Source organism: Pseudonocardia wallangbongensis, from assembly GCF_054486945.1.
On record NZ_JBRERS010000001.1, the window covers coordinates 1,007,256 to 1,033,909 of the forward strand.

Below are 26,654 nucleotides of genomic sequence, written 5' to 3' on the forward strand. Positions count from 1 at the left end.
GCGAGATATGAGGAGGACCCGCCGTGCCACCGGAGGACGCCCCGCTCCGCACGTTCGACGCCGTGGTCGTGGGTGCCGGCTTCGCCGGCATGTACATGCTCCACCGGCTCCGGAACCTCGGGTTCTCCGTGGTGGTCCTCGAGGCGGGGGACGGGGTCGGGGGCACCTGGTACTGGAACCGGTACCCGGGCGCCCGCTGCGACTCCGAGAGCTACTACTACTCGTACTCGTTCTCCGACGAGCTGCAGCAGGAGTGGGAGTGGACCGAGCGCTACCCCCGGCAACCGGAGATCCTGCGCTACCTGGACCACGTGGCCGACCGGTTCGACCTGCGCCGGGACATCCGGTTCGGCAGGCGGGTGACCGAGGCCGCCTTCGACGACGGCGGCGACCGCTGGCAGCTGCGCACCGACGGCGGCGAGCGCTACGCGGCGCGCTTCCTCATCACCGCCGTGGGGTGCCTGTCCACGGCCAACGTCCCGCGGATCCCGGGGCTCGACACGTTCGACGGGCGGTGGTTCCACACCGGCAGCTGGCCGCACGAGGGCGTCGACTTCACCGGTCAGCGCGTGGGCGTGGTCGGAACGGGCTCGACCGGGATCCAGGCGATCCCGGTCATCGCCGAGCAGGCACAGCACCTCACGGTCTTCCAGCGCACCCCGAACTACAGCATCCCGGCGCGCAACGGGCCGATGGATCCGGCGTTCCAGCGCGAGGTCAAGGCCGACTACGACGCGATCCGCCGCGCGCAGCGCGGGTCGACCAACGGCCACCCGTTCGACCTCGACCCGCGGTCCGCCCTCTCGGTGGTGGACGACGAACGCAGAACGATCTACGAGGCCGCCTGGCAGCGCGGCGGGCTCCGGTTCCGGGCCGCCTTCGCCGACCTGCTGACCAGCAAGGAGGCCAACGACACGGCGTCGGAGTTCATCCGCGCGAAGATCCGGGAGATGGTGCGGGACCCGGCGACGGCCGAGCGGCTCCTCCCGCACGACCACCCGTTCGCGACCAAACGGCCACCGATCGACACCGACTACTTCGAGACCTACAACCGCGACGACGTCACGCTCGTCGACGTCCGGAAATCGCCGATCGTCGAGATCACCGAGAGCGGCGTCCGCACGGCGTCGGCGTCCTACCCGCTCGACTGCCTGGTCTTCGCCACCGGCTTCGACGCCCTGACCGGACCCCTGCTGGCCGTCGACATCCGGGGCGAGGGAGGCCGGTCGCTGCGGGATGAGTGGTCGGAGGGGCCACACAGCTACCTCGGCCTGCAGGTGTCCGGCTTCCCGAACATGTTCACGATCACCGGTCCCGGCAGTCCTTCCGTCCTGACCAACATGCCCACCTCGATCGAGCAGCACGTCGACTGGATCAGCGACTGCATGGGGTTCATGCGCGACCGCGGCCTGGCCCGGATCGAGGCCACCGAGGACGCCGAACGGTCCTGGGGCGCGCACGTGGCCGAGGCCGCCGACCGCACGCTCCTCCCCATGGCCTCGACGTCCTGGTACCTGGGCGCCAACGTGCCCGGGAAGCCGCGCGTGTTCCTGCCCTACGCCGGCGGGTTCGCCACCTACGCCCGCAGGTGCGACGAGGTCGTCTCGGCGGGCTACGACGGGTTCGTCCTCACGCCGGCCCGCTGAGGCGCCAGCTCCTCCGCCTTGGCCCGGATGAGCTGCCGGACGATGAGCGCGGGCCGGGAGGGCCGGCTGTCCCGGCGCTGGCTGAGGCACAGGGTGACGGGCGGCGCGTCGAGCAGCGGGAGCCACACCAGGCCGGGGATGTCCGCCGACGTGTCGAACCGGGCGAGGATCCCCAGCCCGGCCCCCTGACCGACCATGACCATGACGGTGCGCGCCGACATGGCCTGGACGACGACCCGGGGGTCGGCGACGTGCCGGTGCAGCACCTCCCACATCACGGTGCCGGTCCGCATGGTGACGACGGGCTGCGGCTCGACGTCGCGCCAGTGCAGGTGGTCGCGCGTCGCGAGCGGGTGGTCGGTGCGCGCGCAGACCCCGACGGGCGCCGAGACGAGCGGCACCCGCTGCAGCCCCTTCGGGGTCGGGCTCATGGGCATCGTGATCACGCCGAGGTCGAGCTCGCCGTGGAGCACCGCGGCCTCGATGTCGGCGGAGGCGCCCTCGCGGACGGTGAACCGCAGCCCGGGGTGGTGCTCGCGCAGGTGGCCCACGACGGGCCCGATGATCGTCTCGGCCGTCACCGAGACACCGCCGATCTGGACCCGGCCGCGGTACGCACCGCTGGACTCCATGGCCGACTCGCGCACCGTGTCCTCGGCGGCGACCAGCCGGTTCAGCGGATCGAGCAGGTTCTCCCCCGCGGGTGTCGGCCGCACGCCGCGGCGGCTGCGGGTGAGCAGGACCAGGTCGAGCTCCTCCTCGAGCAACGCGATCTGCTGGCCGATGGTGGGCTGGCTGACCCCGCAGCGAGCCGCCGCCGCCCGGAGCGAACCGGTCTCGACGGCAGCCAGGAAGTACCGCGCTCTCTCCACCCGCATCGCGCCACCATAAAGGCAACACCTTTCACCACTGAGCGGCGATCAGGCCTTCTCCCCGCTGCAGCCGCAGGGCATCGTGGTCACGGTCCTCGATACGAGCCCCGGTGAAAGGGAATACCTGGTGTCCGATGGTCCGCTGAGCGGAGTGCGCGTACTCGACGTGTCGACGATCCTGGCCGGCCCGCTGGCGTCCTCGCTGCTCGGGGAGTTCGGCGCGGACGTCATCAAGGTCGAGCACCCCGTCCACGGCGACCCGGCGCGCCAGTACCCGCCGCTGGAGGACGGCGAGTCGACGGCGTGGGCGATGCTCGGGCGCGGCAAGCGGAGCGTCACGATCGACCTGCACCACCCCGACGCGGCCGACCTCGTCGGCCGGCTGGCCGCGGTCGCCGACATCGTGGTCACCAACTTCCGCCCGGCGACGCTGCGCAGGTTCCGCATCGACTTCGACGACCTCCGGGCCTACCGGCCGGACCTGGTGATGGTGCACGTGAGCGCGTTCGGCCGCACCGGCCCCTACGCCGACCGGCCGGGCTTCGCCCGCGTGGCGGAGGCCTTCGCCGGGCTGACCTACCGCACCGGCGATCCGGATCAGCCGCCGGTCTTCGCCGGCTACCCCGTCGCCGACGGCGTCACCGGCATCTACGCCGCGTACGCGGCGCTGCTGGCGCTGCGCCAGCGGGACCGCACCGGCGAGGCCCAGCTCGCCGACATCCCCCTCTACGAGCCGTTGCTGCGGATGATGGAGGACTTCGTGGTCGAGTACGGCTCGACCGGTGAGAACCGGGAGCGCCAGGGCAACCGCAACCCGCACATCAGCCCCAACAGCCTCTACCGGACCCGGGACGGCCGGTGGCTGGCCCTCCCCGCATCGACCGAGCAGATGTGGCGGCGGCTGGTCGGGGTGATGGCCGCCCCGGACCTCGCCGTGCACGACTCCATGACCGCCCGGCTCGCCCACCGCGAGGAGATCGAGGCGAGGGTCGCCGCGTTCGTCGCGGCGCACGACCTGGAGCCGCTGATGTCCCTCCTCCTGGAGGCCGGCGTGGCCGCCGGGCCGGTGAACTCGGCGTCCGACATCTGCGCGGACCCGCACATCCGCGCCCGCGGCTCGGTGGTGGAGGTGGCGGACGAACGCAGCGGGCGGACCCGGCTCCTGCAGGCCCCGGCGGGCCGCTTCTCCGGGTTCGCGGGAACGATCAGCGGCGGCGCCCCCGCCCTCGGGGAGCACACGGGCGAGGTCCTGCGGGACCTCGCCGGGCTGACGGAACCGGAGATCGACGACCTGACCCGCCGAGGAGCGGTCTGACCGAGGAAGAGCGTGCTCATGACTATGGCAGTCGTGTCCATCGGGGTCCTCGTCGCCCTCTTCGTGGCGACGCTGGTACCCGGGTTCAACCTGGGGCTGGCCGCACTGGCCGCGGCCTTCCTCCTCGGCCTGCTCGCGGGCGTGCCGGCCGCCGACGTGACCGGCTTCTTCCCGGCCGACTTCTTCGTGCTCATCGTCGGCGTGACCGCCCTGTTCGGCGCCGCCCAGCTGAACGGGACGCTCGACTGGCTGCTGGACCTGTTGCTCCGGCTGGTCGGCGGCCGGCTGGTGCTCGTCGCGCTCGTCCCCTTCGTCATCGGCGCCGTGCTGACGGCCGTCGGCACGCTGCCCGCGGGCGCCACCGCGATCGTCGCGCCGATCGCCCTCGGCCTCGCCGCCAGGTACCGGATATCCCCGCTGGTGGCGGCCGTCCTCGGTATCACCGGCATCATCAGCGGGCTGCTGTCACCCCTCGCCGTGTACGGCGTCACCGCCCGCGAGCTCAGCGCCAAGTTCGGGATCGGGCTCCCCGGCTCGGCACCGGTGACCTTCCTGCTGGGCGGCCTGTTCACCGGGCTGCTCGTCTGTGCGGGCCTCCTGCTCGTCGGTCTGCGCACGGGTGCCGTGCCACGTGGCCGGGTCCCGGCCGCGGCGCAGACCGCCGAACCCGACGAGCGCCCGGACCCCGACCCCGCCGGCGGCGTGGGGAGCGCCCGGCCCACGACCGCCCTGGCCACCATGCCTGCGGCGAGGACGGCGACCCCCGGCGTCCGCGCCCTCACCGTCGGGTGTCTGGTCGCCGTCGTCGTGCTCTCCGTGGGCTTCGACATGAACGTCGGCTACCTCGGGGCGGTTGCGGCGGTCGTCCTGCAACTGGCGCTCCGGTCGGACCCGGACGCGATCGTGTCGCGCATCCCCTGGGGTGTCGTGCTGCTGATCGGGGGCCTGCTGACCTACGTGGGCCTGATGCAGCACCTGGGCGCCTTCAAGCAGCTGAACGACCTGCTCCAGGTCCACGGATCACCCGCCCTCAGCCTGCTGGTGCTCTGCTACCTCGCCGGCATCACGTCGTTCGCCGCCAGTTCCATCGCCGTGTTCGTGACCGTCATGCCGCTGCTGCCCGCGCTCGTCGCCGACGGGCTCTCCCCCGTCGGCGGCGTGCTCGCCCTCGCGCTGGCCTCGGTGCTGGTCGACATCAACCCGCTCGGGATCACGGGAGGGCTGATCCTCGGCGCCGCCGAGCCGTCGGTCCGGCCGCGCCTTTTCCGCCAGCTGCTGACCTACGGGATCGTCTCCGTCGTGGTCGCCCCGTTCCTCGCCTGGCTCGCCTTCTGCTGGTGGTGAGACGGGCCGGTCCGGAGGCCGGAGGATGGACGGCATGGATCTCCCCCATGCGGCCGCCGTCGTGGACGCCTCCGGGCTCGCCACGCTGACGATCACGAACGCCAAGCCGGTGAACATCCTCGGAACCCCGGTCGTCGCGGACCTCACCACGGCCCTCACCGCCCTCGCCGACCGCGACGACCTCCGGGTACTGGTCCTGCGCGGCACCGGTGACAAGGCGTTCGTCGCCGGCGCCGACATCCACGAGATGGCCCGCCTCGACGAGGCCACGGCCGAGACGTTCATCGACGGCCTCCGCCGGCTGTGCGAGGCCGTCCGCCTGTTCCCCGTCCCCGTCGTCTGCCGCATCCCCGGCTGGGCCCTCGGCGCCGGCCTCGAGCTCGCGATGGCCTGCGACCTGCGCATCAGCAGCGACACCGCCCGCTTCGGCATGCCCGAGGTCGCCATCGGCATCCCCTCGGTCATCCACGCCGCCCTGATGCCGAGGCTGATCGGCGCCGCGCGGGCGTCCTGGATGATCCTCACCGGCGAGTCCGTCGACGCCCACACCGCGCTGGCCTGGGGGCTGGTGCACGAGATCGCGCCCGATGCCGAGCTCGACGCCCGCATCGCCGAACACACCGCCCGCTTCACCCGCTTCGGCCCGCAGGTGCTCCGCCAGCAGAAGCGCCTGCTGCGGGAGTGGGAAGACCAGCCGGTCGCCGAGGCCGCCCTCGCCAGCGTCGCCGAGTTCGGCGCGGCCTTCACCACCGGTGAACCGCAGGCCTACATGCGCCCGTTCCTCGAACGCGGCCGCTGACCGGCCGCGAGCTCCTCACCCCGTCGCGCCGTGCGCACGACCGCGGTCACGACGTCCGGCCACAGCTCTCGGTGTCGCCGGCCCCCGATCTCAGGAGTCGAGTCCCGCGTCGTGCACGAGCAGGGCCACCTGCACGCGGTTGGTGAGGTCGAGCTTGGTCAGGACCGCGGACACGTGGGTCTTGACGGTGGCCAGGCCGATGTGGTTGCGCGCAGCGATCTCCGCGTTGGACCGCCCGGCACCGATCTCGATCGCCACGGTGCGCTCCCGTCCGGCGAGGGAGTCGAGCTTGCGGCGCGCCGCGTCCCGACGGGTGTCCTGTTCGGACCCGGCGACGCGGTCGATGAGCCGCCGGGTGACCTCCGGGGACAGCACCGGCCGCCCCTGCGCCGCGTGCCGGATGGCGACGACGAGCTCGTCGGGCGGGGTGTCCTTGACCAGGAACCCGGCCGCGCCGGCCCGCAGGGCGCGCAGGACGTGCGCGTCGGCGTCGAACGTGGTGAGCACGACGACCTGCGGCGCGGGGGTCCGCGATCGGAGGGCCTCGGTCGCGGTGATCCCGTCCATGCCGGGCATCCGGATGTCCATCAGGACGACGTGCGGCCGGTGGCGGCCGGCCAGCTCGATCGCCTCCGCACCGTCACCGGCCTCGGCGACCACCCGCAGATCGGTGGCGCCGCGCAGCATCATGCTCAGCCCGAAGCGGACGACCGGGTCGTCGTCGGCGACGAGCACGTCGATGGTCGGCCCGGCCTCGCTCACGCCGGCCACCGTAGCCGCATGCCCAACCGCCACCCGCCGGAGCGGGTCGGCCCGTGCTCGAGCCGGCCGCCGACGAGCGTGGCCCGCTCGGCCAGCCCGCGCAGCCCGACCCCTGCGCCGATCGGAGGCGCGACGACCGCGGGGAGCGTGGGCGGCCGGTCGTTGACGATCTCGACGGTCATGTGGCCACCGGGTTCCCCGGTGATCCGGACGAGCACGGGCGCACCGGGGGCGTGCTTGCGGGCGTTGGTCAGCCCCTCCTGCACGAGCCGGTAGATCGTGCGGCCCACCGTCGTGGGGACGGCGCGACCACCGGTCGTCACGCCGGGAACGTCCTGCAGGTCGACCGGGGTGCCGGAACGCCCGGTCTCGTCGACCAGCTCGACGACGTCGTCGACGTCCGGCAGCGGGCGGTCCCCCTCGGCGGCCCGCAGCACGCCGATCACCTCGCGCAGGTCCTGCAGGGCGCGATGGGCGTTCTCCCGGACGACCTCCGCGGCCCGGGCGATCTCGTCGGCCGAGGCACCGCGGTAGTAGGTCAGCGCGCCCGCGTGCACGCTGAGCAGCGACAACCGGTGGCCGAGGACGTCGTGCATCTCCCGTGCGAGGGCCGCACGTGCCTCCTGCTGGGAGTGTTCGGCCCGCAGCACGGCCTCGACCTCGGCCGCGGCGGCCCGCGCGCGCAACGACGCGATCAGCTGCCGCCGGCTGCGCATGAGCATCCCCCACCCGGCCACGCCGATGACGACCGCGGCCTGGAGTGCGACCAGCATCCACGAGAACGGGAACGGCCCGGGTCTCAGCACCAGGAAGACCACGATCGAGAGCACGTTGCCGACGGCCACCACCGCCGTGGCCTTCGCCGAGCGGTGGACGGCCACCGTGAGCAGTGCGACGAGCGCCGCGGCTCCGGCGGACAGGAAGAAGGCGCTCAGCAGGACGAGGGCCGCGGCGAGCACCAGCGGGAGGCGGCGCCGCCACCACAGCGCGACGCACCCGAGCGCACCGGCGAGGTAGTCCACGTGCGGCAGCCCGACGGGCTGCGCCGGGGCCGTCCCGTACCAGTACACGGCCGGCCCGAACCCGGCCAGTGCCGCGAACGCGACCAGCCCGCCGTCGGCGAGCAAGTCCCGGGCCGCCCCGCGCCGCGTGCCTGCCGTGTCGACCATCGTGACCAGCCTAGGCAGGCCGCCGGCGAGCCCACCTCCCCCCGAGGGCGGAGGCCCGCTCCGACTTCGGTCGCGCGGTCCGAGCCCGTGGAGTGATCCACATCTGCGGGTGGCCACCCTAGCGTCGACACCGGGTGATGATGATGTTGAAGAAGTACAGACGGCGCCTGCAACTCGCGAGGGTCGAGCCCGGCGACGGGAGCACGCTCCAGGACTACCGCTTCTGGCAGATGTTCTCCCGTTCGCTGTTCGGCCTCGAACTCGCCGACCGTTCGACGGGCAGGCACCTCTTCGAGGTCGACGTGCGACACATGGCGGACAGCACGACCAGGAGGAGCCCGGCCGCGCTCTACCGCGACGGCGTCCAGGTCCACCGCGCCAACCTCCCGGCGGCGTTCCCGGTGCCCGGCGGCGTCATCGAGGTCGCCACCAGCCAGTACGGGCTGAAACGCATGCACTACGTCCGCGACGACGGCCGCGAACACACGCTGCGCCCACACCCCCGTTCACCGGAAGGACGGCGAACCAGGTTCGGCCGACGGTACCCCCGTACCAGCGCCGTCGTCGCCGCACTGGCCGTCGCCGCGCTCCTGGTGGGGCTCGCCGCCAGCCTTTCCCTGGCCGCGGAGACGCTCACGCGGATCCCCGTCGTCACCGAGCACACCGGCACCTTCACCTCCCCGATCCACCTCCCCCCGTGGGCCAAGGTCGCCCTGCCCGTCGCCGGGGCCCTCGCCGCTGTCGAACGCTCCCTGACGTTCCGCAGCCAATGGCTGACCCGGCTCGGCGCATAGGTGCGCTCCGTCGCCTGGGTGCCGGCCTGACCCCCGAACAGCCCCTTGACCGCCTCTGCACCACCCACCACGCTCGACAACGACGGGCGGGGTGAGCTCGTAGTCACGCCCACGGGCGCTCGACTCCACGCCGCAACGACGGCTCATTGAGAGACCCTGCCCGTCCCGACCTCCCAGCTAGCCTCCCTCTTCAGGTCTCCGAGGCGGTCGCATTGCGCTCTTCGGGTGAACTGCTGCGGGACGGTCGGTACGGCCCGGTTCTGTCGGGGGTCGAACGTAGGTTCGAGTCATGGCCGGGGTGGCAGCACTCGTGGACCGGGCGGTGGACCTGCCGCCCGGTGCCGGGCTGGCCGCGGTGCTGGAGCAGTTGTCGGGCGAGCCGGTGCCCAACGCTCGGAGGGTCGAGGTCCTGCAGGCGCGTTCGAGGCAGCTGGCGCACGAACAGGCCCAGCTGTTCGCGGAGCTGGTCGAGCTGTCCCACACCGTCGCCCTGGCCGATGTGAAGGGTGAGCGCGGCGAGGTGGTGGCGCGGGCCGCGACGCGGTTCGAGTGGGCCGCGCACGAGATCGCCGCCGCCCTCACCTGGACCCCCACCGCGGCGGATCGGGAGCTCGGGTTCGCCACCGCCCTGGTGCAGCGCCTCCCCCTGGTGCAGGAAGCCCTGCTGGCAGGCCGCATCGACCGGGGCAAGGCGTGGGTGTTCGCCGACTACCTCGACCCCGACCACGGCGAGGTCACCGAGGTCCAGGCCCGGCGGTTGTGCGAACGGTTCGTGCCACTGGCCCCGCGCTTGACGACGAAACAGCTGTCGGACCGGCTGCTCAGGGCTCTGCACGCGATCGACCCGAACCTGCGGCGCCGGCAGTACCAACGCGCCGTGCAGGCGCGAAGCGTCGCCCTGTACCTGGATCCCCGGACCGGCACCGCCACCCTCGTCGGCAACGGCCTGCCGCCCGGCGAGGCCGCCGCCGCGGCCGCCAGGCTGGACCGGCTGGTCGAGACCGCGAAACGCGCCGGGCACCCCGGCACCCGACCCCAGATCTCCGCGGACCTGTTCCTGGGCATGCTCAACGGCACCTTCCACGGCCTGACCGAACACGAGATCATCGACCGGCTGCTCGCCCTGCGACGGCCCGAGGACCATCGCGACCCCGAGGCTCCCGTTTCTGAGACAGACGCACCCGACACCGCCCCCGAGACCACGGTTCCCGCGGCGACCGTTCCCGAGACGGCACCGCCCGCGGGTAGCGGTCGGGGCGCGGTGCGGGAGGGCATTGAGGTGCGGGCCGGCCTGGCCACGCTGGCCGGGCTGGACGATCGGCCCGGTGAGATCCCCGGCCTCGGCCCGGTCGGCGCCGACGTGGCCCGCACCGCGGCCGCTGCGCAGCACCGGGGCGCGGCGTGGAGGTTCGCCATCGTCGACGCCAACGGCTACCTGCTGCTGGCCGGACCGCTACGCCGGCGGCCCCGCACTGCCATCAGGCCCTCCGCGGTCCGCGGTGGGGTGGTCGAGCTGCACGTGACCGTCGAGGAGCTGCACCGTCACGGCACCAACCCCGACCTCGGCGCGTGGGCGGGAGTCCTGGCCGAGATCGCCGACGCCTGGACCGACCGCGACCGGTTCCGTCAACGCCTGGCCGCCCACCCCAGGGCGCGGTTCGCCCGCGGCGCACTCGCCGACCACATCCGCATCCGCGACCGCAACTGCGTCGGACCAGGATGCACCCGCTCAGCCCGGCGCTCCGACCTGGACCACACCCGGGAGCACGGCCGCGGCGGCCGCACCGTCGAGGTCAACATCGGGCCCGCGTGCAAGCGCCACCACCCCGACAAGGACCGCGGCTGGACCCTCACCCAGCCCGAACCGGGAGTCTTCGTGTGGATCAGCCCGCTCGGGCGCACCCACCGCACCCGGGGCGAGCCGATCCGCCCGGACCTTCCCGACCCGGAACCCACGCACGACGTCGAGGAGGAGAGCGCCGCCGAGCTGGACCTGCGGCTACGCCGCCACGAACCACGAATCCTGCAGCGGCCAGCCACCGAACCACCACGACCCCCGCCACCCGAGCCGGCCCCACTCCCCGACGACGAACCGCCGCCGTTCTGACCATCGGAACCGCGGCCGAACCGAGCGGCCGATCACAGGCGATCGCCGGATCACCCGGACTGCGCATCCGGATCGGAGTGACCGACATCGGTGGCAACGGCGCGACTGGCGACCACCAGGACCGGCACGGCCACCACCAGCGCGATGGTCCGTACCGCGGCGGCAAGCTCGTACGGGGCCCGCACACCGAGGGAGTGGGCGATCAGACCACCCGCGAGAGTGCCCGCGGGGATCATGCCCCAGCCGACCATCTTGTAGACGCTGGTGACACGGCCGAGCAGCGTGGAGGGCACGAGCTCCTGCCGCAGGGTCGTGGTCACGACGTTCCACATCGTCGTGGCGAACCCGTTCAGGGCCAGGAAGCCGCCGAGAACGAACGGATCGGGGCTGAACCCGATCGCCGCGAGGGCGACGATGTTGGCCGCCAGCCCTGTCACCAGCGCCGGCAATGGACCCGTACGCCGCACAATGCGCGCGTTGACCACCCCGCCGAGCACGCTTCCCACCGCTGCGGCGGCCAGCAGCACGCCGTAAGCCTGCGCGCTGATGTTCAGGACCTTCGTCGCCAGCAGCACCAGGACCGCGTTCGCCATCTGCCCGCAGAAGGCGTTCACCCCCAACAACGCGGCCAACGTCCGGATCAGCCGGTGCCGCTTCAGCCACGTCCAGCCGCACGCGATCGCAGCCCGCATCGACTGCTGCTCACGGACCGGGTGCCGCACCTTGGGCAACCTCGCCAGCAACGACGCGGACACCAGGAACGAGCAGGCGTCGACAGCGAACGGCAACGCGGCCGCCACCGCGAACAGGCCGCTGCCCACCGGGGGACCGACGAACTGCTGGCCCGCGGTGATGACCACCTGCTGGTTGCCGTTGGCCCGATGGAGCACCTGGCGGGCAACGATGCCCGGCAGGAGTGCTTGGGCGGCGTTGCTGAACACGACGTCACATGTCCCCAACGCGAACGCCAGCAGTGCCAACGCAGTGATGCTGATCCTGTCGAGTTCCACCAGCACAGCCGTGGTGGACACGATGACCCCGGCGACCAGCTGGGTGCGCCACATCAGCCCGGCTCGGTCACACCGGTCCACCAGCGTGCCGACCGGCAACGAAACCAGCAACCAGGGCAAGAACGTCGCGGTCGAGATCGCGGTGACCAACCGCGGGTCGTCCGTGACGTTGACCGCGAGCAACGGCACGCCGGCGAAGTAGGCGCCGTTGCCGACGTTGTCGATCACAGTCGCCACGAGGAACCGCCGGTACGCGGCGGACGACCGCGCCGCGCGGGCCTTCCCACGCATGAACGACAGCCTCATGGCGCCGCGGGGAGTTCCGACACGTTTCAGCGGACAGCTACATGATGACGGTGTGGCACTCACGATCGAGGTGGGCGTGGCCGAGCTGGCGGCCACGCGGTTCGCGGTCTCGCCGCTGTCGGAGACGGTCGCCGGCTTGCAGCAGCTGAGCGGGCGCGACCGGAACGCCGCCAACCTGCGATGGCTGCGCTGGGCCGAGGATCAGCTCGCCCGTGACCCGCTCGACCTCTCGAACACCTGGCCGCTGTTGGTGAGCACCCGCCCCAACTGGCCCGGGTTCCTCGTCCCCGCCCCGCAGGGCACCTCCGCCTCCATCGACGAGGACCTGGACGCCCTGCGCAGAACCACCGCGCGGCAGGTGCGCCACAGCCTCGCCCGCGTCTTCGGTGACGATCCACCTCCCGCTGCTGCTGCGCTCGCCGCTCGTCCTGCGTCAGGTCTGCGCGCCGTCGCGGACGAGCTCCGGCTCACCCACGAGCGGCTCATCGCCCCGCACTGGACACGCATCCGCGCCGTGCTCGAGGCCGACATCACCTACCGCGCTCGTCAGCTCGCGCTCCGCGGAGCCGAAGCGCTCTTTCCCGACCTGCACCGGGACCTGCACTGGCGCGACGGCCGGCTGATCCTCACGGGCGAGCGCTGGCGCACGGACCGCGTTGTCAACCGTGGCCCCGGCGGGCTCGTCCTCATGCCCGTCGTCCTCGGATCCTCATTCGTCCTGATCAAGAAGCGCACCTCCACCCGGACGACGGTGCGCTACCCCGCACGCGGCGCCGCAACGCTCTGGACCGTCGGCGCCCAACCACCGGGCGACAGCACCGTGCGGCTACTCGGCCGCGCCCGCGCAGAAATCCTGGAGACGCTGCGGTCGCCGGCGACGACGAGCGAGCTCGCCCGTGCCTTCGGCGTCACGCCGAGTGCGGTCTCCCAGCACCTCGCGGTACTGCGGGACAGCGGGCTGGTGGCGCGGGAGCGAACGGGGCGCAGCGTGCTCTACACGACCACCGAGCTGGGCATGAGCTTCACCCGGCTCGTCGACGGACACCTCAGGTGAGGCCGCGGAGGCCGACGATGGTGCTGGCCTCGCCTCGTGGGTTGGGGCCGTAGACGGCGAGCATGCGGGCGTGCTCCGGGGCCCAGTAGCGGCCCTGAGAGCCGGCCGGGACCCGGACGACCTGGCCGGCGGGGACCTCCACGGTCTCGCCGTCGCAGGAGACCATCAGGGTGCCTTCGAGGACGTAGTTGAACTCGTCGTGCGGGTGCTCGTCGACCCATTCCTGCGCGGTGAGCTCCCACTCCATCAGCGCCACGCCCGACCACCCGTCGGCGTTCGGCGGGAGGTAGGCGCGGCTGTGCGTGGCGCCGCGGCGGGCGCCTCCGGGGAAGACCGTCGGTGGCATGTCAGAGCCCCCGCCAGGTCCAGCGGCCGCCGACGAGCGTGCCCGCCACCGGCAGGTCCCGGAGCCGTTCGGGGGACGCGGTGTACGGGTCGTCGTCGAGGATCGCGAGGTCCGCGACGTCGCCCACCGCGACGCGGGTCCGGCCGCGCATGCTCGCGGCGAGCGCGACGTCGAGCGGCACGCGTTGCTCGGGGTGCCACGCGGCGCGGTCGTCCCGGCTGCGGCTGGTGGCCGCGGCGATCGCGAACCAGGGGTCGAGCACCGCGACCGGCGCGTCCGAGCCGAACCGCAGCGTGGCGCCGGCCTCGTGCAGCGAGGCGTAGGCGAAGGCGCGGTCGGTGCGGCCCGCCCAGTGGCGGTCGGCCACGTCCCGGTCGTCCATCGCGTGCTCGGGCTGCACGCTCGCGACCAGCCCCAGGGGCCCGAAGCGGGCGAAATCGTCGGAGCGCACGAGCTGGGCGTGCTCGATGACGCCGGGGATCCCGAGCTCCTCGAACGTGTCGATGACCTCGGTGTTGGCCCGGTCGCCGATCGCGTGGACCGCGCCGCCGATGCCGTGGGCGGTGGCGCGCACGAGCAGCTCGTGCAGCTCACCGGGCGAGACGTTGGAGATGCCGCACGGGTGCAGCGCGTGCTGGTCGACGCCGGGGTAGGGCTCCCAGCAGAAGGCCGTGCGGGTGTTGAGCGAGCCGTCGACGACGACCTTGAGGCGGCCCATCGTGACCAGGCCCCGCGGCTCGATGGGGTCACCGGTGCGCAGCCCGCGGGCGATCGCGTCGTCGAGGCGCTCCGGCCACACCGAGGCCTCCACCCGGAGGCTGTCGACGCCGGCCGCCACGCGCTCGGGCCACTGGGTGAGGTTGTCGGTGTGCTCGAACTCGACGATGCCGACGACGCCGCGCCGGGCGGCCGCCTCCGCCGCCGCGCGGAGGGTCTCCGCCGCCGGCGGGGACGCCGCGGCCACCCTCGGGCCGACGGTGAACCAGTCGTACTCGCGCAGCACCCCGGACTCGTCGGGCTTCGCGTCCAGCCGGGTCGCGGCGGCCGAGTTCAGCCACGCGCAGTGCAGGTCACCCGAGATGAGGACGACCGGTGTCGCGCCGGTGACCTCGTCGAGGGCGCGCTGGGTGGGGGGCGCGGGCCAGGTGCCGTCGCGGAAGCCGTAGCCGGTCAGGATCGCGCCGTCGGCGCGCTCGCCGCTGCGCAGCGCCGCGCGTACCCGGTCCAGGACGTCCTCGACGCTCGCCGTGCCGGACAGGTCGAAGCGCGAGCGCCGGATCGTCCACTGCGTGAAGTGCACGTGCTCGTCCCAGAGGCCGGGCGTCAGGATGCGCCCGTCGAGGTCGACCGCCTCCGCGGTGCCGCGCGGCCTGGCGCCCGCGGGCGAGATCGCCGCGACCCGGCCCTCGTCGATGCGCACATCGACGGGTTCGCCGCGGCCCAGGAAACGCGCGTTGTGCAGCTCCACCGCTGTCATCCTTCCCACACCGCCTCGTAGAGGCGCAGCCAGTTCCCGCCCATGACCTTGGCGACGTCGTCGTCGCGGTAGCCGCGGCCCCGGAGTCCCTCGGCGACGTTCGGCATGTCGACGCTCCCCCGCAGCCCGGCGATGACCGGGTTCGGCGCGGGCACCTTGATGTCGAAGTGGGGCGTGGTGCCGTGCAACCGGCCCAGGTACGGCCAGAAGTCCCAGTCCCGACCCTCGCAGAAGTCCGAGGCGATGCCCACGTGGTCGATGCCGGCGACCTCGATGAGCCGCTCCACGCCGTCGAGGTACTCGGTGATGTCGGCGTCGAACCCGCTCGGCAGGAACTGCGGGAACGCGTTCGCGCCGACGACCCCGCCGTTCGCGACGAGGGCCCGGACCAGGTCCGCCGGCTTGTTGCGCGGGCTGTCGAAGAACTCGCGGAGGTTCGTGTGCGTGAACGCCACGGGCCGGTCCGACACCTCGATGGTGTGCAGGCTGCTCCGGTCGCCCACGTGCGAGAGGTCGATGAGGATCCCCAGCTCGTTGAGCTTGCGGACAGTCCGGACGCCGAAGAGGCTCAGGCCGTCGTCGTTCGGCTCCAGGCAGCCGTTCGCCACGAGGTTCCGGACGTTGTACGCGAGCTGCACGATGCGGACGCCCAGGACGTGGAACGCTTCGAGGCGTTCGATGTCGTTGCCGATCGGGGAGATGTTCTGCCAGCCCAGGATGATCCCGGCCCTGCTCTCCCGGTGGGCCGCGTGGATGTCCTCGACGGAGCGGATGTGCCGCACCGTGTCGGCGTCCTGCCGGAACCGGCGGTGCCACCTGGCCGTCTCGTCGACGGTCTCCTCGAACCCCTCCCAGATGGCGATCGTCGCGTTGACCGCCGTCACGCCGCCCCGGAGCAGGTTCGCGAAGACGTCCGGGGAGTCCCAGTTGCTCGGGTTGCAGCCGTCGATCGTGATCACGAGGTGGCCACCGGGCGTGGCGCGAAGGCGGAGATATCGTCGCCGGTGCCGCCGTCGACGGCGAGCTCGGCGAGGATCCGCCCGATGGCGGGGGTGAACTTGAACGCGTGGCCCGCGCCCAGAGCGATGATGACGTCCGGGTGCTGCTCGAGGGGCCCGATGGCGAACCGGCGGTCGGGTGTGATCGCGTACTGGCAGGTCACGGTGCGCAGGGCGGGTCCGCTCCCGGGGATGGTCGAGCGCATGAACGACGACAGCTGGTCGAGCAGCTCCGCCGACGGCACGAAGGTGCGCCCTTCCGGCGTCATGAGGTTGTCCGACCGGTCGCGCGCGGCCTTGATCGTCGGTTCGCCGTAGGTCGGGAACCCGTAGAAGCAGAACGTGTCCTCCCAGATCCACACCGGGAAGCGGGCGCGGTCGAACGCGTCCGGGTCCGCGGGCCGGAAGTACGTGACCTGCTCCTGCATGGTGACCAGCGGGACGCCGGCGTCGAGCGGCTCGAGCAGCGCATTGGTCCAGGCGTCGGTGGCGAGGACGACCTTCCGCGCGCGCACGTCCCCGCTCGCGGTGTGGACGACGACGCCCGACTCCCCCGGGGTCAGCCGTTCCACCGGGGTGCGGTCCCGGATGTCGGCGCCGTGCGCCCGGGCCTGCATCTGCAGGGCGGCCACCGAGCGGGACGCGTGGACGATCCCGGTGTCCGGGGTGTAGACCGTCTCCACGTTCTCGGGGACGGCGAACTGCGGCCAGCGGGCCCGCACGTCCGCCGCGGCGAGGAACTCGTAGGGCACGCCCGCGGAGGCGAGGCTCGACGCGAAGTCGCCCGCGGCGTAGGGCCCCTCGACCGGGCAGAAGACCAGGCCACCGGTGACGGTCACCAGCCTCTCGCCCGAGACCGCCTCGAAGTCGGCCCAGTCCCGGTACGCCGCCTGCGCGAGGCGCACGTACGCGGGTTTTCCGTACGACGTCCTGATGATGCGCGAGGTGTCGTGCGAGGCACCCCGCACGTGCCCGAGCTCGAACTGCTCGAAGGCGACGACGGCGACGCCCTTCCGGGCGAGGTGGTACGCGGCGGCGCTGCCGAGGGCACCCATGCCGACGACGGCCACGTCGAACGTCTCCATGCTCCTCCTCATCTCCACGAGAGCTTGGAGTCGAAGCTCTCGCCCACCACCTCGCGGAGCACCCGGTCCATCTCCTCGAGCTGCGGCAGGACGCGTTCGCTCGGGCCACCGACGCTGATCCCGCCGATCTGGCGGCCGTCCACCCGGCACGGGCGCGCGACGGCGGTGACCGAGCTCAACGTCTCGCCCCGGTTGAACGCCCGGCCCTCCGCGCGCACGACCGCGAGCGTCGAGAGATCGGCCTCGACATCGCCGGACCCGTGGGTCGAGACGTGCTTGCGCAGGCGGCCCTCGGGCCAGGTGGCGAGCAGCAGCTTGCCGATGCTCGTCGGCAGGAGGGGGCGGCGGGTCCTGAGCTCGGGGACGTACCGGACCGAATGCCTCGACTGCGCGCTCGCGGTGTAGACGACGTACTCCCCCGCGAAGAGCCCCAGAGTGACGGTCTCGCCGGTGGCGTCCCGGATCTTCTCCAGGTGCGGGAGCAGCATCTCGGTCAGCCCCAGCTCGCTCGGCCGGACGAGCTCGCCGAGCGAGTAGCCGATCGAGAAGCGGCCGTCGACGTCGACGAGGTACCCGACGGACACGAGCCCGCGGATGAGGACGTGGACCGACGACCGCGGGGCGCCGAGCCGCTCGGAGAGGTCGGCGAGCCGCAGCTCACCGGGGTGCGCCGACACCATCTCGAGGATGCGCGCGGTGCGGGTGACGGTGCGGTGCTCGGACTGCCGGCCACCCGGCGTGCCGGGATCGATCACGTTCACCTGCCCAGCTCGCTCGTCGTCCCCCGGCTCTCCGCCGGGGTTCTCGAGAACCGGATCGGGAACCGGGCGTACCGCACCCGCCCGACCCCCGGCTGCTCGGCGACGCGGAAGAAGTCGACGTCGGCGAGGTGCGGGTCGTCGAACAGGTCCCGCACCTCGTTCATCGGCATCACCGGGATCCCCTCCGGGACGAGGGCGGACAGCCACGCGTCGGTGCTCCTCGTGCGCAGGACGTCGTCGACGAAGGCGTAGAGCTCGTCGATGTTGTCGCTCCGGGCACCGATCGAGGTGAACCTCGGGTCCGCCGCGAGGTCGGGCCGGTCGACGAGGGCGAAGAACCGCCGCCACTGCTCGTCGGTGTAGACGGTGACACCGACGATGCCGTCGGCGGTGCGGTACGGCCGGCGGTGCTCCGCGGCGGTCCGGGGGTACCCCGCCGGCCCGCGGGGTGGGTCGTAGGCGTACCCACCCTGCTGCTCGAACAGCGTGAAGGCCGTCATGCACTCGAACATCGGCACCTCGACGGCCTGGCCCTGCCCGGACCGCTCGCGCTCGAAGAGCGCGGCGAGCACCGCCGAGAGGGCGAAGACGCCGGTCGTCTTGTCGGCGACCGGGGTGCGGACGTAGCCCGGGTCCCCACCGTTGGTCTGTGCCGCCGCGAGGCCGGACGCGGCCTGGATGACGTCGTCGTAGGCCGGCCGGTCGCGGTAGCGCCCCTCCTCCCCGTACCCGCGCACCGCGCAGTACACGAGCCCCGGGTTGCGCCCGGACAGGGCGGCGTGGTCGATGCGGAGGGAGGCGACCGAGCGCGGGGTCCGGTTGTGCACGAAGACGTCGCAGTCCTCGACGAGCCGCAGGAAGGACTCGTAGTCAGCGGCCTCCTTGAGGTCGAGGGCGACGCTGCGCTTGCCGCGGTTGGCGTTCATGAACACGGGCCCGACCCCCTTTCCGGTCGCGTCGCCGACCCAGCGGACGATGTCGCCGGCCGGGGGTTCGACCTTGACCACCTCGGCGCCCATCTGCGCCATCAGCTCCGTCGCGTACGGGACCATGAACGTGGTCCCGAACTCCAGGACGCGCACCCCTGCCAGCGGGCCGGTGGGCTCACTCAAGGCTGAAACCCTCCGAGCCGGGTACGGACGCGAGCAGCCTGCGGGTGTAGTCGTGCTGCGGGTTGCGGTACACGTCGTCCACCCTGCCCTGCTCGACGATGGCGCCCTGGTACATCACGACGACGTGCTCGCACAGCGCCTGCACGACGGCCAGGTTGTGGGAGATGAAGAGCATCGACGTGTCGATCGTGTGCTCCAGCGACCGCAGCAGCTTCAGGATCTCCGCCTGCACCGAGACGTCCAGCGCCGACGTGATCTCGTCGGCGATCATCAGCCGCGGCTGGACGATCAGGGCGCGGGCGATCGCGATGCGCTGCCGCTGACCGCCGGAGAACTGGTGCGGGTACCTCGCCATCGAGCCCGGGTCGAGGCGCACCTGCTCCAGCGCTCCGGCGATCGCCTGCTCGTGGTCCGACTGCCGCGCCCGGACCGGGTCGAGCGCCTCGGCGAGCGTCTGCCCGACGGTCCGGCGTGGGCTCAGCGAGGAGAACGGGTCCTGGGGGATGTACTGGACCTGCCGCCGCATCGCGGCGCGCCGCCGCCTCCCGGCCGCGAACACGTCCTCGCCGTGGACGAGCACGTGGCCAGCACGCGGCTTGTGGATGCCCACGACGGTCTTGCCGAGCGTGGACTTGCCCGAGCCGGACTCGCCCACCAGGCCGACCCTCGTGTGGGCGGGCACGGTGAGGTTCACGTCCCGCAGGACGGCGGCCCGGCCGAAGGAGACGTGCAGCCCCCTGGTCACGAGCGTCGGGCCCGTCATGCGGACTCCTGCGCGGGGGCGACGTCCACGACGGGGACCGCGTCCATCAGGGCCTTCGTGTAGGGGTGGTGCACGTCGCGGCTCCGCAGCTGGGCCGGGGTGAGGCGCTCCACGATCTCACCGTCGCGCATCACCAGGATCCGGTCGCACAGCGCCTCGACGACGCCGAGGTCGTGGGAGATGAACAGCATCGCCGTGCCCTGCGTGCGGTGGATCCTGCGGAACTGGCGCAGCACCTCGTGCTGCACGGTCACGTCGAGCGCGGTGGTCGGCTCGTCGGCCACGATCAGCTTCGGGGTCGTGACCAGGGTCGTGGCGATCATGCAACGCTGCCGCATGCCACCGGACAGCTTGTGCGGGTGCTGTCGCAGCCGGAGTGCCGGCTCGCTGATGTTCACCTGGTCCATCGCCTCGGTGATCAGCTTCCGGGCCCGGCCCCGCCCCATGCCCAGGTGCGTGCGGAGCACCTCGGTGAGCTGGCCACCCATGCGCAGCGAGGGGTTGAAGGTGCTCCCGGGGTCCTGGTAGACGACCGAGACCTCGCGGCCGAGGCGGCTGCGGTCCGGCCGTCCCAGCATGTTCAGGTCGCCCACGCGCAGGACGTCCGCACGGACCTCCAGCTCCTCGGACACCAGCCCGGCGACCGACATGGCGGTGAGCGACTTGCCGGAGCCGGACTCGCCGACCAGCGCGACCACCTCGCCGGGCTCGATCGCCAGCGAGATCCCCCGCACGAGCTCGGGACCACCCGGAACGCCGACCCGCAGGTCCTCGACGCGCACCAGCGCGGCGTCCCCGTCCGGCACCGGCGCCACGGCGGGCACGGACGGTCGTCGCACGGCCCGGCGGCTGGTGCGCGGGTTGGCCCGGGCGGCGAACGCGTCCCCGAGCAGCATGGCGGCCACCCCGGTGAGCACGATCATGACGGACGGCCCCACCACGGACGTCGGCTGCGTGTAGATCTGCGTGAGGCTCTCGTTCAGCAGCAGACCGAAGTCGTAGCTCGGGGACTGCACGCCCAGGCCGATGAACGACAGGGCCGACAGCTCCACCATGGACAGGGCGAACACCGTGGTGGCCAGGATCAGCAGCGGCTCCGCCATGTTCGGCAACGTGTGCCGCACGGCGACGGCCCACGCCGGCACCCCGAGCAGCCGGGCCGTGGTGACGTACTCGCTGGTGGAGATCTTGGCCGCGAGGTTCGCGGTCAGCCGCGCGAAGCTCGGGATGCCCGCGACGCCGATCGCGACGACGCTCGAGACCACCCCCGGCCGCAGGATGGCCGCGATGACGAGGGCGAAGACGAGGCTGGGGTAGGCCACCGCGGTCTCCAGCAGCCGCAGCGCGACCTTGCGGACCCGCGGCCCGGACAGCCAGATCCCCACCCCGACGACGATGCCGCCGAGGACCGCGACGGCGGTGGTGCACGCGGTCATGAGCAGGGTGAGGCGGGCGGCGACCAGGGCCCGGGCGAGGTTGTCGCGCCCGAGGTTGTCGGTGCCCAACCAGTGTTCGGCGCTGGGGCCCTGCCCGGCGTCACCGGACAGCTGCGCGGCCGGTGCGGCCAGCACCACCGGCGCCACGACCGCCACCAGGACGAGGAGGAGGCCCAGCAGGAGACCCGCCGTCATGGACGGCGTCCACAGGCCCCTGCGGCCGGGGCTACTCATGGTCGGCCTCGATCGAGCGGGGATCGATGATCGCCAGGATGACGTCGACCGCGATGATGATCAGCGTCGCCATCAGCCCGAGGACGAGGATCGTGCCCCGGATGACGGGGTAGTCGCGCGACAGGATGGCCTCGACGATGCCCTGGCCGAGCCCGGGCCATGCGAACACCGTCTCGATGACGACCGCGCCGCCGAGCTGCGCGGCCAGGATGAGCCCGGACAGCGTCAGCGTCGTGGTGATGACGTTCGGCAGCACGTACCGGCCGAACATCCGCAGTTGGCCGATCCGCCAGCCCCGGGCGGTGCGGATGTAGTCCTGGTCCAGCACGACCGCGGTCTCCCGGCGCACCACCCGCGAGACCACGCAGGTGGGTAGCAGGGTGAGCGCCAGCGTCGGCAGGACCAGCGAGGACAGGGTCTCGGCCCCCGCCGCGGGGAACAGGCCGAGACCCACCGCGAGGACCACGACGAGCAGGGTGGCCATCACGTACTGGGGCACCGAGTAGACCAGGCTCGTGACGAGGTTGAACGAGTGGTCGAGCCAGGACCTGCGCCCGCCGTGGGTCAGGAACGCGACCAGCATGCCCACCGGCACGGAGATCAGCAGCACCAACCCGATGGCGAACAGGGCCAGCTCCGCGGTGAACGGCAGCCGGGCGAGGATCACCGTCGCGACGTCCTGCCCGCTGGAGAACGACGTCCCCAGGTCGAGGGTCAGCAGCCCTCCGACGTAGTCCAGGAACTGGGCGTACAGCGGCTGGTCCAGCCCGAGCTCCTGCCGGATCGCGGCGATCTCCGTTCCGCTGGCCTCCAGGCCGGCGACCGCGACCGCCGGGTCCCCCGGGATCAGCGGCACGATCACGAAGGTCACCGTGACCAGCACGGCGAACGACAGCAGCAGGCCGCCCAGCCGCTGGAGACCGAACCGCAGCCAGGGCCGCTCTCGGACGGTGGTGTCCACGGCTCAGCCCTTGTCGCCGACGATCCGCATGGTGCTGACGTCGACCTGGTTGTTGTAGGCGTTGATCGAGAAGCCGGGGCGCGCGATGGACTGCTCCGGGCTGTAGGACAGCGGCATCACGTGGGCCGCGCCGATCAGCGTCTCCTGGATCGTCTGGTAGATCCCGCAGCGCGCCTGCTCGTCGGGCTCCTGCATCGCCGCGTCGACGAGTGCCAGGACGTCCTCGTGCCGGTCGCCCGCCCAGTTCGCCCCGCCGTCCTCGGTGGCGGGCCCGACGATGGGCGAGAGCGCGCCGTACATCGTCCCGCCCGCGTTGATCGCAGGGAACACGGTGACGTCCCACTCCCCCGGCTCCGACGCGCCGGTCGTCGACCACGTGGCGACATCGACGTTGTTCAGCTCCACCTGGGCCCCGGCCTCCCGGAGCGCCTCGGCGACGTAGGTGTTCCCGGCACCCTGCGGCCCGATCACGTCCATCCCGAGGACCTTGATCGGTTGGGGCAGGGCGCTCAGCACCGGTCGGGCCGCCTCGACGTCCTGCGGGATGAGCACCGCGGGGTCGGTGTTGGCACACGGGACCGCGGCGTGGCTGAACGTGACCGCCAGCTCGCCCAGCCCGCCGGAGGCGGCGCTGTTGAGCGAGTCCCGGCTCAACGCCTGCACCACCGCCCGGCGGGCCGACTCGTCGGCGAAGACGCTGCCGGGCCGTTCGTTGAACAGGAGGTACAGGGCGAGGTAGGGCAGCCGGTGCGTCGTGTACCCGTCCTGGTCGTCGAAGCGCGTCATGTCCTGGGTGTTGATGTCGGCGACGTCCATGCCGCCGGTGAGCAGCGCGTTCGCCCGCGAGGAGTCGTTGCCCACCACGTCCACCTCGACGGTCTGCGCGGGCTCACCCGGCACCGGCGGGTCGCCGTACTCCGGCCAGCCCGTGAAGCCCTCCCGCAGCGTCAGCGTGTACGACACACCCGGCGAGTTGTTGCTGAGCACGTACGGGCCGGAGAACGCGCCCTCGACGGCGCCGGTCTCCAGCCCGTCCTGGTCCGCGAGGCCCGCGGGGCACACGATGCCGGTGGCCTCGAGGCTGAGGCCCTGCATCAGGTCCAGCCACGGCTGGGCCAGGTCGATGGTCACCGTCTTCGCCGCCTCGTCGGCCGTGACCGTGGGCCGCCCCGGCCCGAAGACGATCTCCCGGAAGACCGAGACCTCGGCGGCCACCATCGCATCGAGGGAGTTCTTGACCACGTCCGGCGTGATCGGCGTGCCGTCCGCGCAGGTCGCGCCGTCGCGGAGGGTGAGCGTCGCGCTGGTCGGCGTCGACTCCCACGAGGTCGCCAGCGCGGGCACGATCGTGTTGTCGGTGCCCCGCCGCACGAGCGTGGTGAACAGCATGCGGCCCAGCGTGTAGTCGTCGCGGTTCTGCACCTTCCACGGGGTCAACGTCGTCGGGGCCGCGTTGATCGCGGTCGTGATGCTGCTCCCGCCCGCAGGCCCTCCCCCGGCGCCGCCGGTGGTGCACGCGGACAGCCCGAGGGCCACGCAGGCCGCGAGGGCGAGCGCCCCGGCCCTCGTCACGGTCCGGGTCCTGCATCGATCGCGCCGCTTCACTTCTCCTCCTCGTCGTTCACGGGGATGGGATCGGAGCGGGCAGCAGATCGCCCAGGCGTCCATGTATGTCCATATATATGGACGCACCTCCATGGTTGCGAACACACTAAGAGAGGTCCGTCACCAAGTCAACGAGTCCGCAACCCACGCCCCCGGCGCTTGCGCGAGAGGTCGGCGCTGCTCAGGGGCTGTCTACCGGGTCACGCAACGTGGCTGGGCGAGGCAGGAGCTGCGTATCGTCAATGCGTCAGACGATCGGTCCGGGCGAGCACCACGAGCTCCCCGAGATGCGCCTCGCGCGCAGCGCGTGGTGCCCCGGACCGGTTCGGAAGAGCCGGACATCCGGCTCGCCGGCCACCGCCGGCCGACCGTCGCGGGACGCCCCGGGTCCCGGGGCGACCGCGCGACACCACCAGGAGCTGATCGTGTACATCCCGCCGAACCTCGACCCGGCCGAGGTGGTGTGCAGCGTCGTGCCGCGCCGCCGCTACCACTGTCCCGATCTGGTCGCGCTCGACCGCCACATCGATGTGCTGCGTCGCCAGATCGCTGCGGATTCGAACTGCGTTCCGACGTGGAAGCAGTTCATGCGCCGGGACATCGACCAGCTCCTGGACCGGCGGCTGTACCTCACCCAGGTTGCGGGGGTCGAAGCGGCGTGACGCACCGGTGCTGATCGACACGATCGTCGAGAACGCCCGCATCCGAACCCTCGACCCGGCCCGGCCGACCGCCACCCGGCTGGGCACCCTGCACGGCCGCGTCGTCGGGCTCGACGAGGAGCTGGACGGCGTGCGGGCCCGGGAGGTGCACGACCTCGGCGGCGCCGTGGTCCTGCCCGGCTTCCACGACGCCCACCAGCACCTGAGCAAGCGCGGGCAGCGGGCACGCTGGCTGGACCTGCACCATCCCGGTGTCCCGGACCTGGACGCGCTGTACCGGGCCGTCGCCGAGCGGGCGGCGGGCCTGCCGCGCGACGCCTGGGTCTTCGGCGGCGGCTACGACCAGAACAAGATCGGCGCCCACCCGACGGCCGACGCACTCGACCGGGCCGCGGACGGGCACCCGGTCTGGATCGAGCACGTCTCCGGGCACATGGGCGTCGCGAACACCGCGGCCTTCGCCCGGGCCGGCCACCCCGGCCGGCGCGGCGTGCCCGACGTCGACGGCGGCGCCGTCGTCCGCGAGGGCGGCCTGCCCGTCGGGCTGTTGCAGGAGACCGCCCAGCGCCTGGTGCGCACCGCGTTCCGCCCGTTCCCGGTGGAGGAGGTCGTTGCCGACATCGCCGCCGGCGTGCGGATGGCGCTGGCGGAGGGCACCACCAGCGTCACGGAGCCCGGTATCGGCGCGATCGACCACATCGGCAGCAGCCACCTCGACCTGCACGCCTTCCAGCTCGCCGCCGACCGCGGGCTCCTGGGCGTCCGGATGACGGTCATGCCGTACCTGACGCTGCTGCACCCGATCGGTGCCGGCATGCCCGACCAGGAGTGGTACGGCCTCGACCTGGGGATCCGCACCGGGCTCGGCGACGACCGGCTGCGCATCGGACCCGCCAAGGTCCTCTCCGACGGCTCGCTGATCGGGCGGTCCGCGGCGATGCGGTGCTGCTACGCGGGCGAACCGGAGAACACGGGCTTCCTGCAGTGGGACCCCGCGACGCTGACCGAGGTACTCGTGGCGGCCCACGCATCCGGCTGGCAGCTGGCGGCGCACGCGATCGGCGACGCCGCGATCGACGTCGCGCTGGACGCCTTCGAGCTGGCCCAGCGCCGCCATCCCCGGCCGGACGCAAGGCACCGGATCGAGCACTTCGCGGTGGCCGACGACCGGCAGGTGGCGCGGGCCGCCGAGCTCGGGATCGTGCCGGTCCCCCAGGGCCGGTTCGTCTCCGAACTCGGCGACGGGATGCTCGCCGCGCTCGGGCCCGAACGGGCACTGACCTGCTACCGGATGCGCAGCCTGCTCGACGCCGGCATGGTGCTGCCCGGCAGCAGCGACGCCCCGGTGGCCGACGGCGCCCCGCTGCTCGGCATCCACGACATGGTGAACCGGCGCACCGGCAGCGGCGACCCGTTCGGCCCCGACGAGCGGGTGACCCCGGCCCAGGCGGTCGAGGCCTACACCAGGGGCTCGGCGTACGCGGTGCACCAGGAGCGGGACAAGGGCGCACTGCGGGCGGGGATGCTCGCCGATCTCGTGGTGCTCTCCGCCGACCCGATCACCGTGTCCCCCGACGAGATCGGTGCGATCGAGGTCCGCGGCACCGTCGTCGGCGGCAGGATCGAGTTCGAGGCGGGGTGATGACGGGATCAGCCCTTTCGGGACAGAGCATCCCGCAGGGCCTCGTCGGTCCGCGCAACGACGGCCGTGCCGTCGTCCGCCGTGATGATCGGCCGCTGGATGAGCTTCGGGTGCTCGGCCAGCGCCTTCACCCACCGCTCCCGCGACCCCGCGTCCCGGGCCCATTCCTTGATCCCGAGCTCCTTCGCGACGGCCTCCTGGGTCCGGGTGATGTCCCACGGCTCCAGGCCGAGCCGGCCGAGCACGTCCCGGATCTCGTCCTCGCTCGGCACGTCCTCCAGGTAGCGGCGGACGGTGTAGTCGGCCCCCTCGGCGTCGAGCAACGTGATGGCGGAACGGCACTTGGAACAGGCCGGGTTGATCCAGATCTCCATGCGGCCCCACGGTATCCGCG

24 protein-coding genes are annotated in these 26,654 nt (G+C 72.5%); 9 read left to right on the top strand and 15 right to left on the bottom strand.

Going from position 1 to position 26,654, the window contains the following annotated elements; genetic code table 11:
* Positions 1–89: 89 nt before the first annotated feature.
* A complete protein-coding gene (locus tag ACU436_RS04750; RefSeq protein WP_459022617.1) occupies positions 90–1,646 on the top strand; it encodes a flavin-containing monooxygenase in 1,557 nt (518 codons plus the stop codon).
* On the opposite strand, the gene ACU436_RS04755 is transcribed toward ACU436_RS04750, so the two are convergent.
* The gene (locus ACU436_RS04755; protein ID WP_459021984.1) at positions 1,613–2,524 is read right to left on the bottom strand and encodes a LysR family transcriptional regulator; all 912 of its coding nucleotides are present in this window, start codon (positions 2,522–2,524) and stop codon (positions 1,613–1,615) included. The two genes, ACU436_RS04750 and ACU436_RS04755, sit on opposite strands and share 34 nt — an antisense overlap.
* A 121-nt stretch (positions 2,525–2,645) precedes the next feature.
* Between ACU436_RS04755 and ACU436_RS04760 the strand changes: the two genes are divergently transcribed.
* The 3 genes from ACU436_RS04760 to ACU436_RS04770 are packed head-to-tail and all read left to right on the top strand — an operon-like array spanning position 2,646 to position 5,976.
* Positions 2,646–3,833 (top strand): CaiB/BaiF CoA transferase family protein, encoded by a 1,188-nt coding sequence (locus ACU436_RS04760; protein ID WP_459021986.1) that lies wholly within the window; start codon positions 2,646–2,648, stop codon positions 3,831–3,833.
* A gap of 24 nt (positions 3,834–3,857) precedes the next feature.
* Positions 3,858–5,177, top strand: coding sequence for an SLC13 family permease (locus ACU436_RS04765; RefSeq protein ID WP_459022618.1), 1,320 nt, complete (start codon positions 3,858–3,860; stop codon positions 5,175–5,177).
* A gap of 34 nt (positions 5,178–5,211) precedes the next feature.
* On the top strand, positions 5,212–5,976 hold the full coding sequence (locus ACU436_RS04770) for an enoyl-CoA hydratase (protein ID WP_459021988.1): 765 nt from the start codon (positions 5,212–5,214) through the stop codon (positions 5,974–5,976).
* A 90-nt stretch (positions 5,977–6,066) separates the two neighbouring features.
* Here ACU436_RS04770 and ACU436_RS04775 read toward each other — a convergent pair whose 3' ends face one another.
* Together ACU436_RS04775 and ACU436_RS04780 are read right to left on the bottom strand one after the other, a co-directional pair.
* Positions 6,067–6,747 (bottom strand): response regulator transcription factor, encoded by a 681-nt coding sequence (locus tag ACU436_RS04775; RefSeq protein ID WP_459021990.1) that lies wholly within the window; start codon positions 6,745–6,747, stop codon positions 6,067–6,069.
* Positions 6,735–7,907, bottom strand: coding sequence for a sensor histidine kinase (locus ACU436_RS04780; protein ID WP_459021992.1), 1,173 nt, complete (start codon positions 7,905–7,907; stop codon positions 6,735–6,737). The genes ACU436_RS04775 and ACU436_RS04780 overlap by 13 nt, the downstream gene beginning before the upstream one ends.
* Before the next feature lie 137 nt (positions 7,908–8,044).
* Here ACU436_RS04780 and ACU436_RS04785 point away from each other — a divergent pair, with 137 nt between their 5' ends.
* Both ACU436_RS04785 and ACU436_RS04790 read left to right on the top strand, forming a co-directional pair.
* Complete coding sequence (locus tag ACU436_RS04785; RefSeq protein ID WP_459022620.1) at positions 8,045–8,701, top strand: hypothetical protein; 657 nt, start codon at positions 8,045–8,047, stop codon at positions 8,699–8,701.
* 289 nt (positions 8,702–8,990) lie between these two features.
* Positions 8,991–10,808, top strand: coding sequence for an HNH endonuclease signature motif containing protein (locus ACU436_RS04790; protein ID WP_459021994.1), 1,818 nt, complete (start codon positions 8,991–8,993; stop codon positions 10,806–10,808).
* Between the two features lie 50 nt (positions 10,809–10,858).
* On the opposite strand, the gene ACU436_RS04795 is transcribed toward ACU436_RS04790, so the two are convergent.
* Entirely contained in the window at positions 10,859–12,220 is a 1,362-nt protein-coding gene (locus ACU436_RS04795; protein WP_459021995.1) for an MFS transporter, read from the bottom strand.
* Between ACU436_RS04795 and ACU436_RS04800 the strand changes: the two genes are divergently transcribed.
* The gene (locus ACU436_RS04800; RefSeq protein WP_459021997.1) at positions 12,177–13,178 is read left to right on the top strand and encodes an ArsR/SmtB family transcription factor; all 1,002 of its coding nucleotides are present in this window, start codon (positions 12,177–12,179) and stop codon (positions 13,176–13,178) included. The genes ACU436_RS04795 and ACU436_RS04800 overlap by 44 nt on opposite strands.
* Here the strand turns inward: ACU436_RS04800 and ACU436_RS04805 are convergent.
* Genes ACU436_RS04805 through ACU436_RS04850 form a run of 10 tightly spaced genes read right to left on the bottom strand, consistent with a single transcriptional unit; the run spans position 13,171 to position 23,923 of the window.
* Positions 13,171–13,524, bottom strand: a complete 354-nt coding sequence (locus ACU436_RS04805; RefSeq protein ID WP_459021998.1) for a cupin domain-containing protein — start codon at positions 13,522–13,524, stop codon at positions 13,171–13,173. The two genes, ACU436_RS04800 and ACU436_RS04805, sit on opposite strands and share 8 nt — an antisense overlap.
* A gap of 1 nt (position 13,525) precedes the next feature.
* Entirely contained in the window at positions 13,526–14,992 is a 1,467-nt protein-coding gene (locus ACU436_RS04810; RefSeq protein ID WP_459022000.1) for an amidohydrolase, read from the bottom strand.
* 5 nt (positions 14,993–14,997) lie between these two features.
* Positions 14,998–15,960: a dipeptidase gene (locus ACU436_RS04815; protein WP_459022002.1), complete on the bottom strand. Its 963-nt coding sequence runs from the start codon at positions 15,958–15,960 to the stop codon at positions 14,998–15,000.
* Positions 15,957–17,084 (bottom strand): N-methyl-L-tryptophan oxidase, encoded by a 1,128-nt coding sequence (gene solA, locus ACU436_RS04820; RefSeq protein WP_459022004.1) that lies wholly within the window; start codon positions 17,082–17,084, stop codon positions 15,957–15,959. The genes ACU436_RS04815 and solA overlap by 4 nt, the downstream gene beginning before the upstream one ends.
* Before the next feature lie 8 nt (positions 17,085–17,092).
* Positions 17,093–17,845 (bottom strand): IclR family transcriptional regulator, encoded by a 753-nt coding sequence (locus ACU436_RS04825; RefSeq protein WP_459022006.1) that lies wholly within the window; start codon positions 17,843–17,845, stop codon positions 17,093–17,095.
* Positions 17,842–18,957: a CaiB/BaiF CoA transferase family protein gene (locus ACU436_RS04830; RefSeq protein ID WP_459022008.1), complete on the bottom strand. Its 1,116-nt coding sequence runs from the start codon at positions 18,955–18,957 to the stop codon at positions 17,842–17,844. Before ACU436_RS04830 ends, ACU436_RS04825 begins: the two co-directional genes overlap by 4 nt.
* Positions 18,950–19,720: an ABC transporter ATP-binding protein gene (locus tag ACU436_RS04835; RefSeq protein WP_459022010.1), complete on the bottom strand. Its 771-nt coding sequence runs from the start codon at positions 19,718–19,720 to the stop codon at positions 18,950–18,952. The genes ACU436_RS04830 and ACU436_RS04835 overlap by 8 nt, the downstream gene beginning before the upstream one ends.
* On the bottom strand, positions 19,717–21,390 hold the full coding sequence (locus ACU436_RS04840) for a dipeptide/oligopeptide/nickel ABC transporter permease/ATP-binding protein (protein WP_459022012.1): 1,674 nt from the start codon (positions 21,388–21,390) through the stop codon (positions 19,717–19,719). The genes ACU436_RS04835 and ACU436_RS04840 overlap by 4 nt, the downstream gene beginning before the upstream one ends.
* Entirely contained in the window at positions 21,383–22,351 is a 969-nt protein-coding gene (locus ACU436_RS04845) for an ABC transporter permease (protein ID WP_459022014.1), read from the bottom strand. Before ACU436_RS04845 ends, ACU436_RS04840 begins: the two co-directional genes overlap by 8 nt.
* A 3-nt stretch (positions 22,352–22,354) precedes the next feature.
* Positions 22,355–23,923, bottom strand: coding sequence for an ABC transporter substrate-binding protein (locus tag ACU436_RS04850; RefSeq protein WP_459022016.1), 1,569 nt, complete (start codon positions 23,921–23,923; stop codon positions 22,355–22,357).
* A gap of 458 nt (positions 23,924–24,381) precedes the next feature.
* On the opposite strand from ACU436_RS04850, the gene ACU436_RS04855 reads away from it, so the two are divergent.
* Both ACU436_RS04855 and ACU436_RS04860 read left to right on the top strand, forming a co-directional pair.
* On the top strand, positions 24,382–24,618 hold the full coding sequence (locus ACU436_RS04855) for a hypothetical protein (protein WP_459022018.1): 237 nt from the start codon (positions 24,382–24,384) through the stop codon (positions 24,616–24,618).
* 7 nt (positions 24,619–24,625) lie between these two features.
* Complete coding sequence (locus ACU436_RS04860) at positions 24,626–26,260, top strand: amidohydrolase (protein WP_459022020.1); 1,635 nt, start codon at positions 24,626–24,628, stop codon at positions 26,258–26,260.
* An 8-nt stretch (positions 26,261–26,268) separates the two neighbouring features.
* On the opposite strand, the gene ACU436_RS04865 is transcribed toward ACU436_RS04860, so the two are convergent.
* A complete protein-coding gene (locus tag ACU436_RS04865; RefSeq protein ID WP_459022022.1) occupies positions 26,269–26,634 on the bottom strand; it encodes an arsenate reductase family protein in 366 nt (121 codons plus the stop codon).
* Positions 26,635–26,654 lie beyond the last annotated feature (20 nt).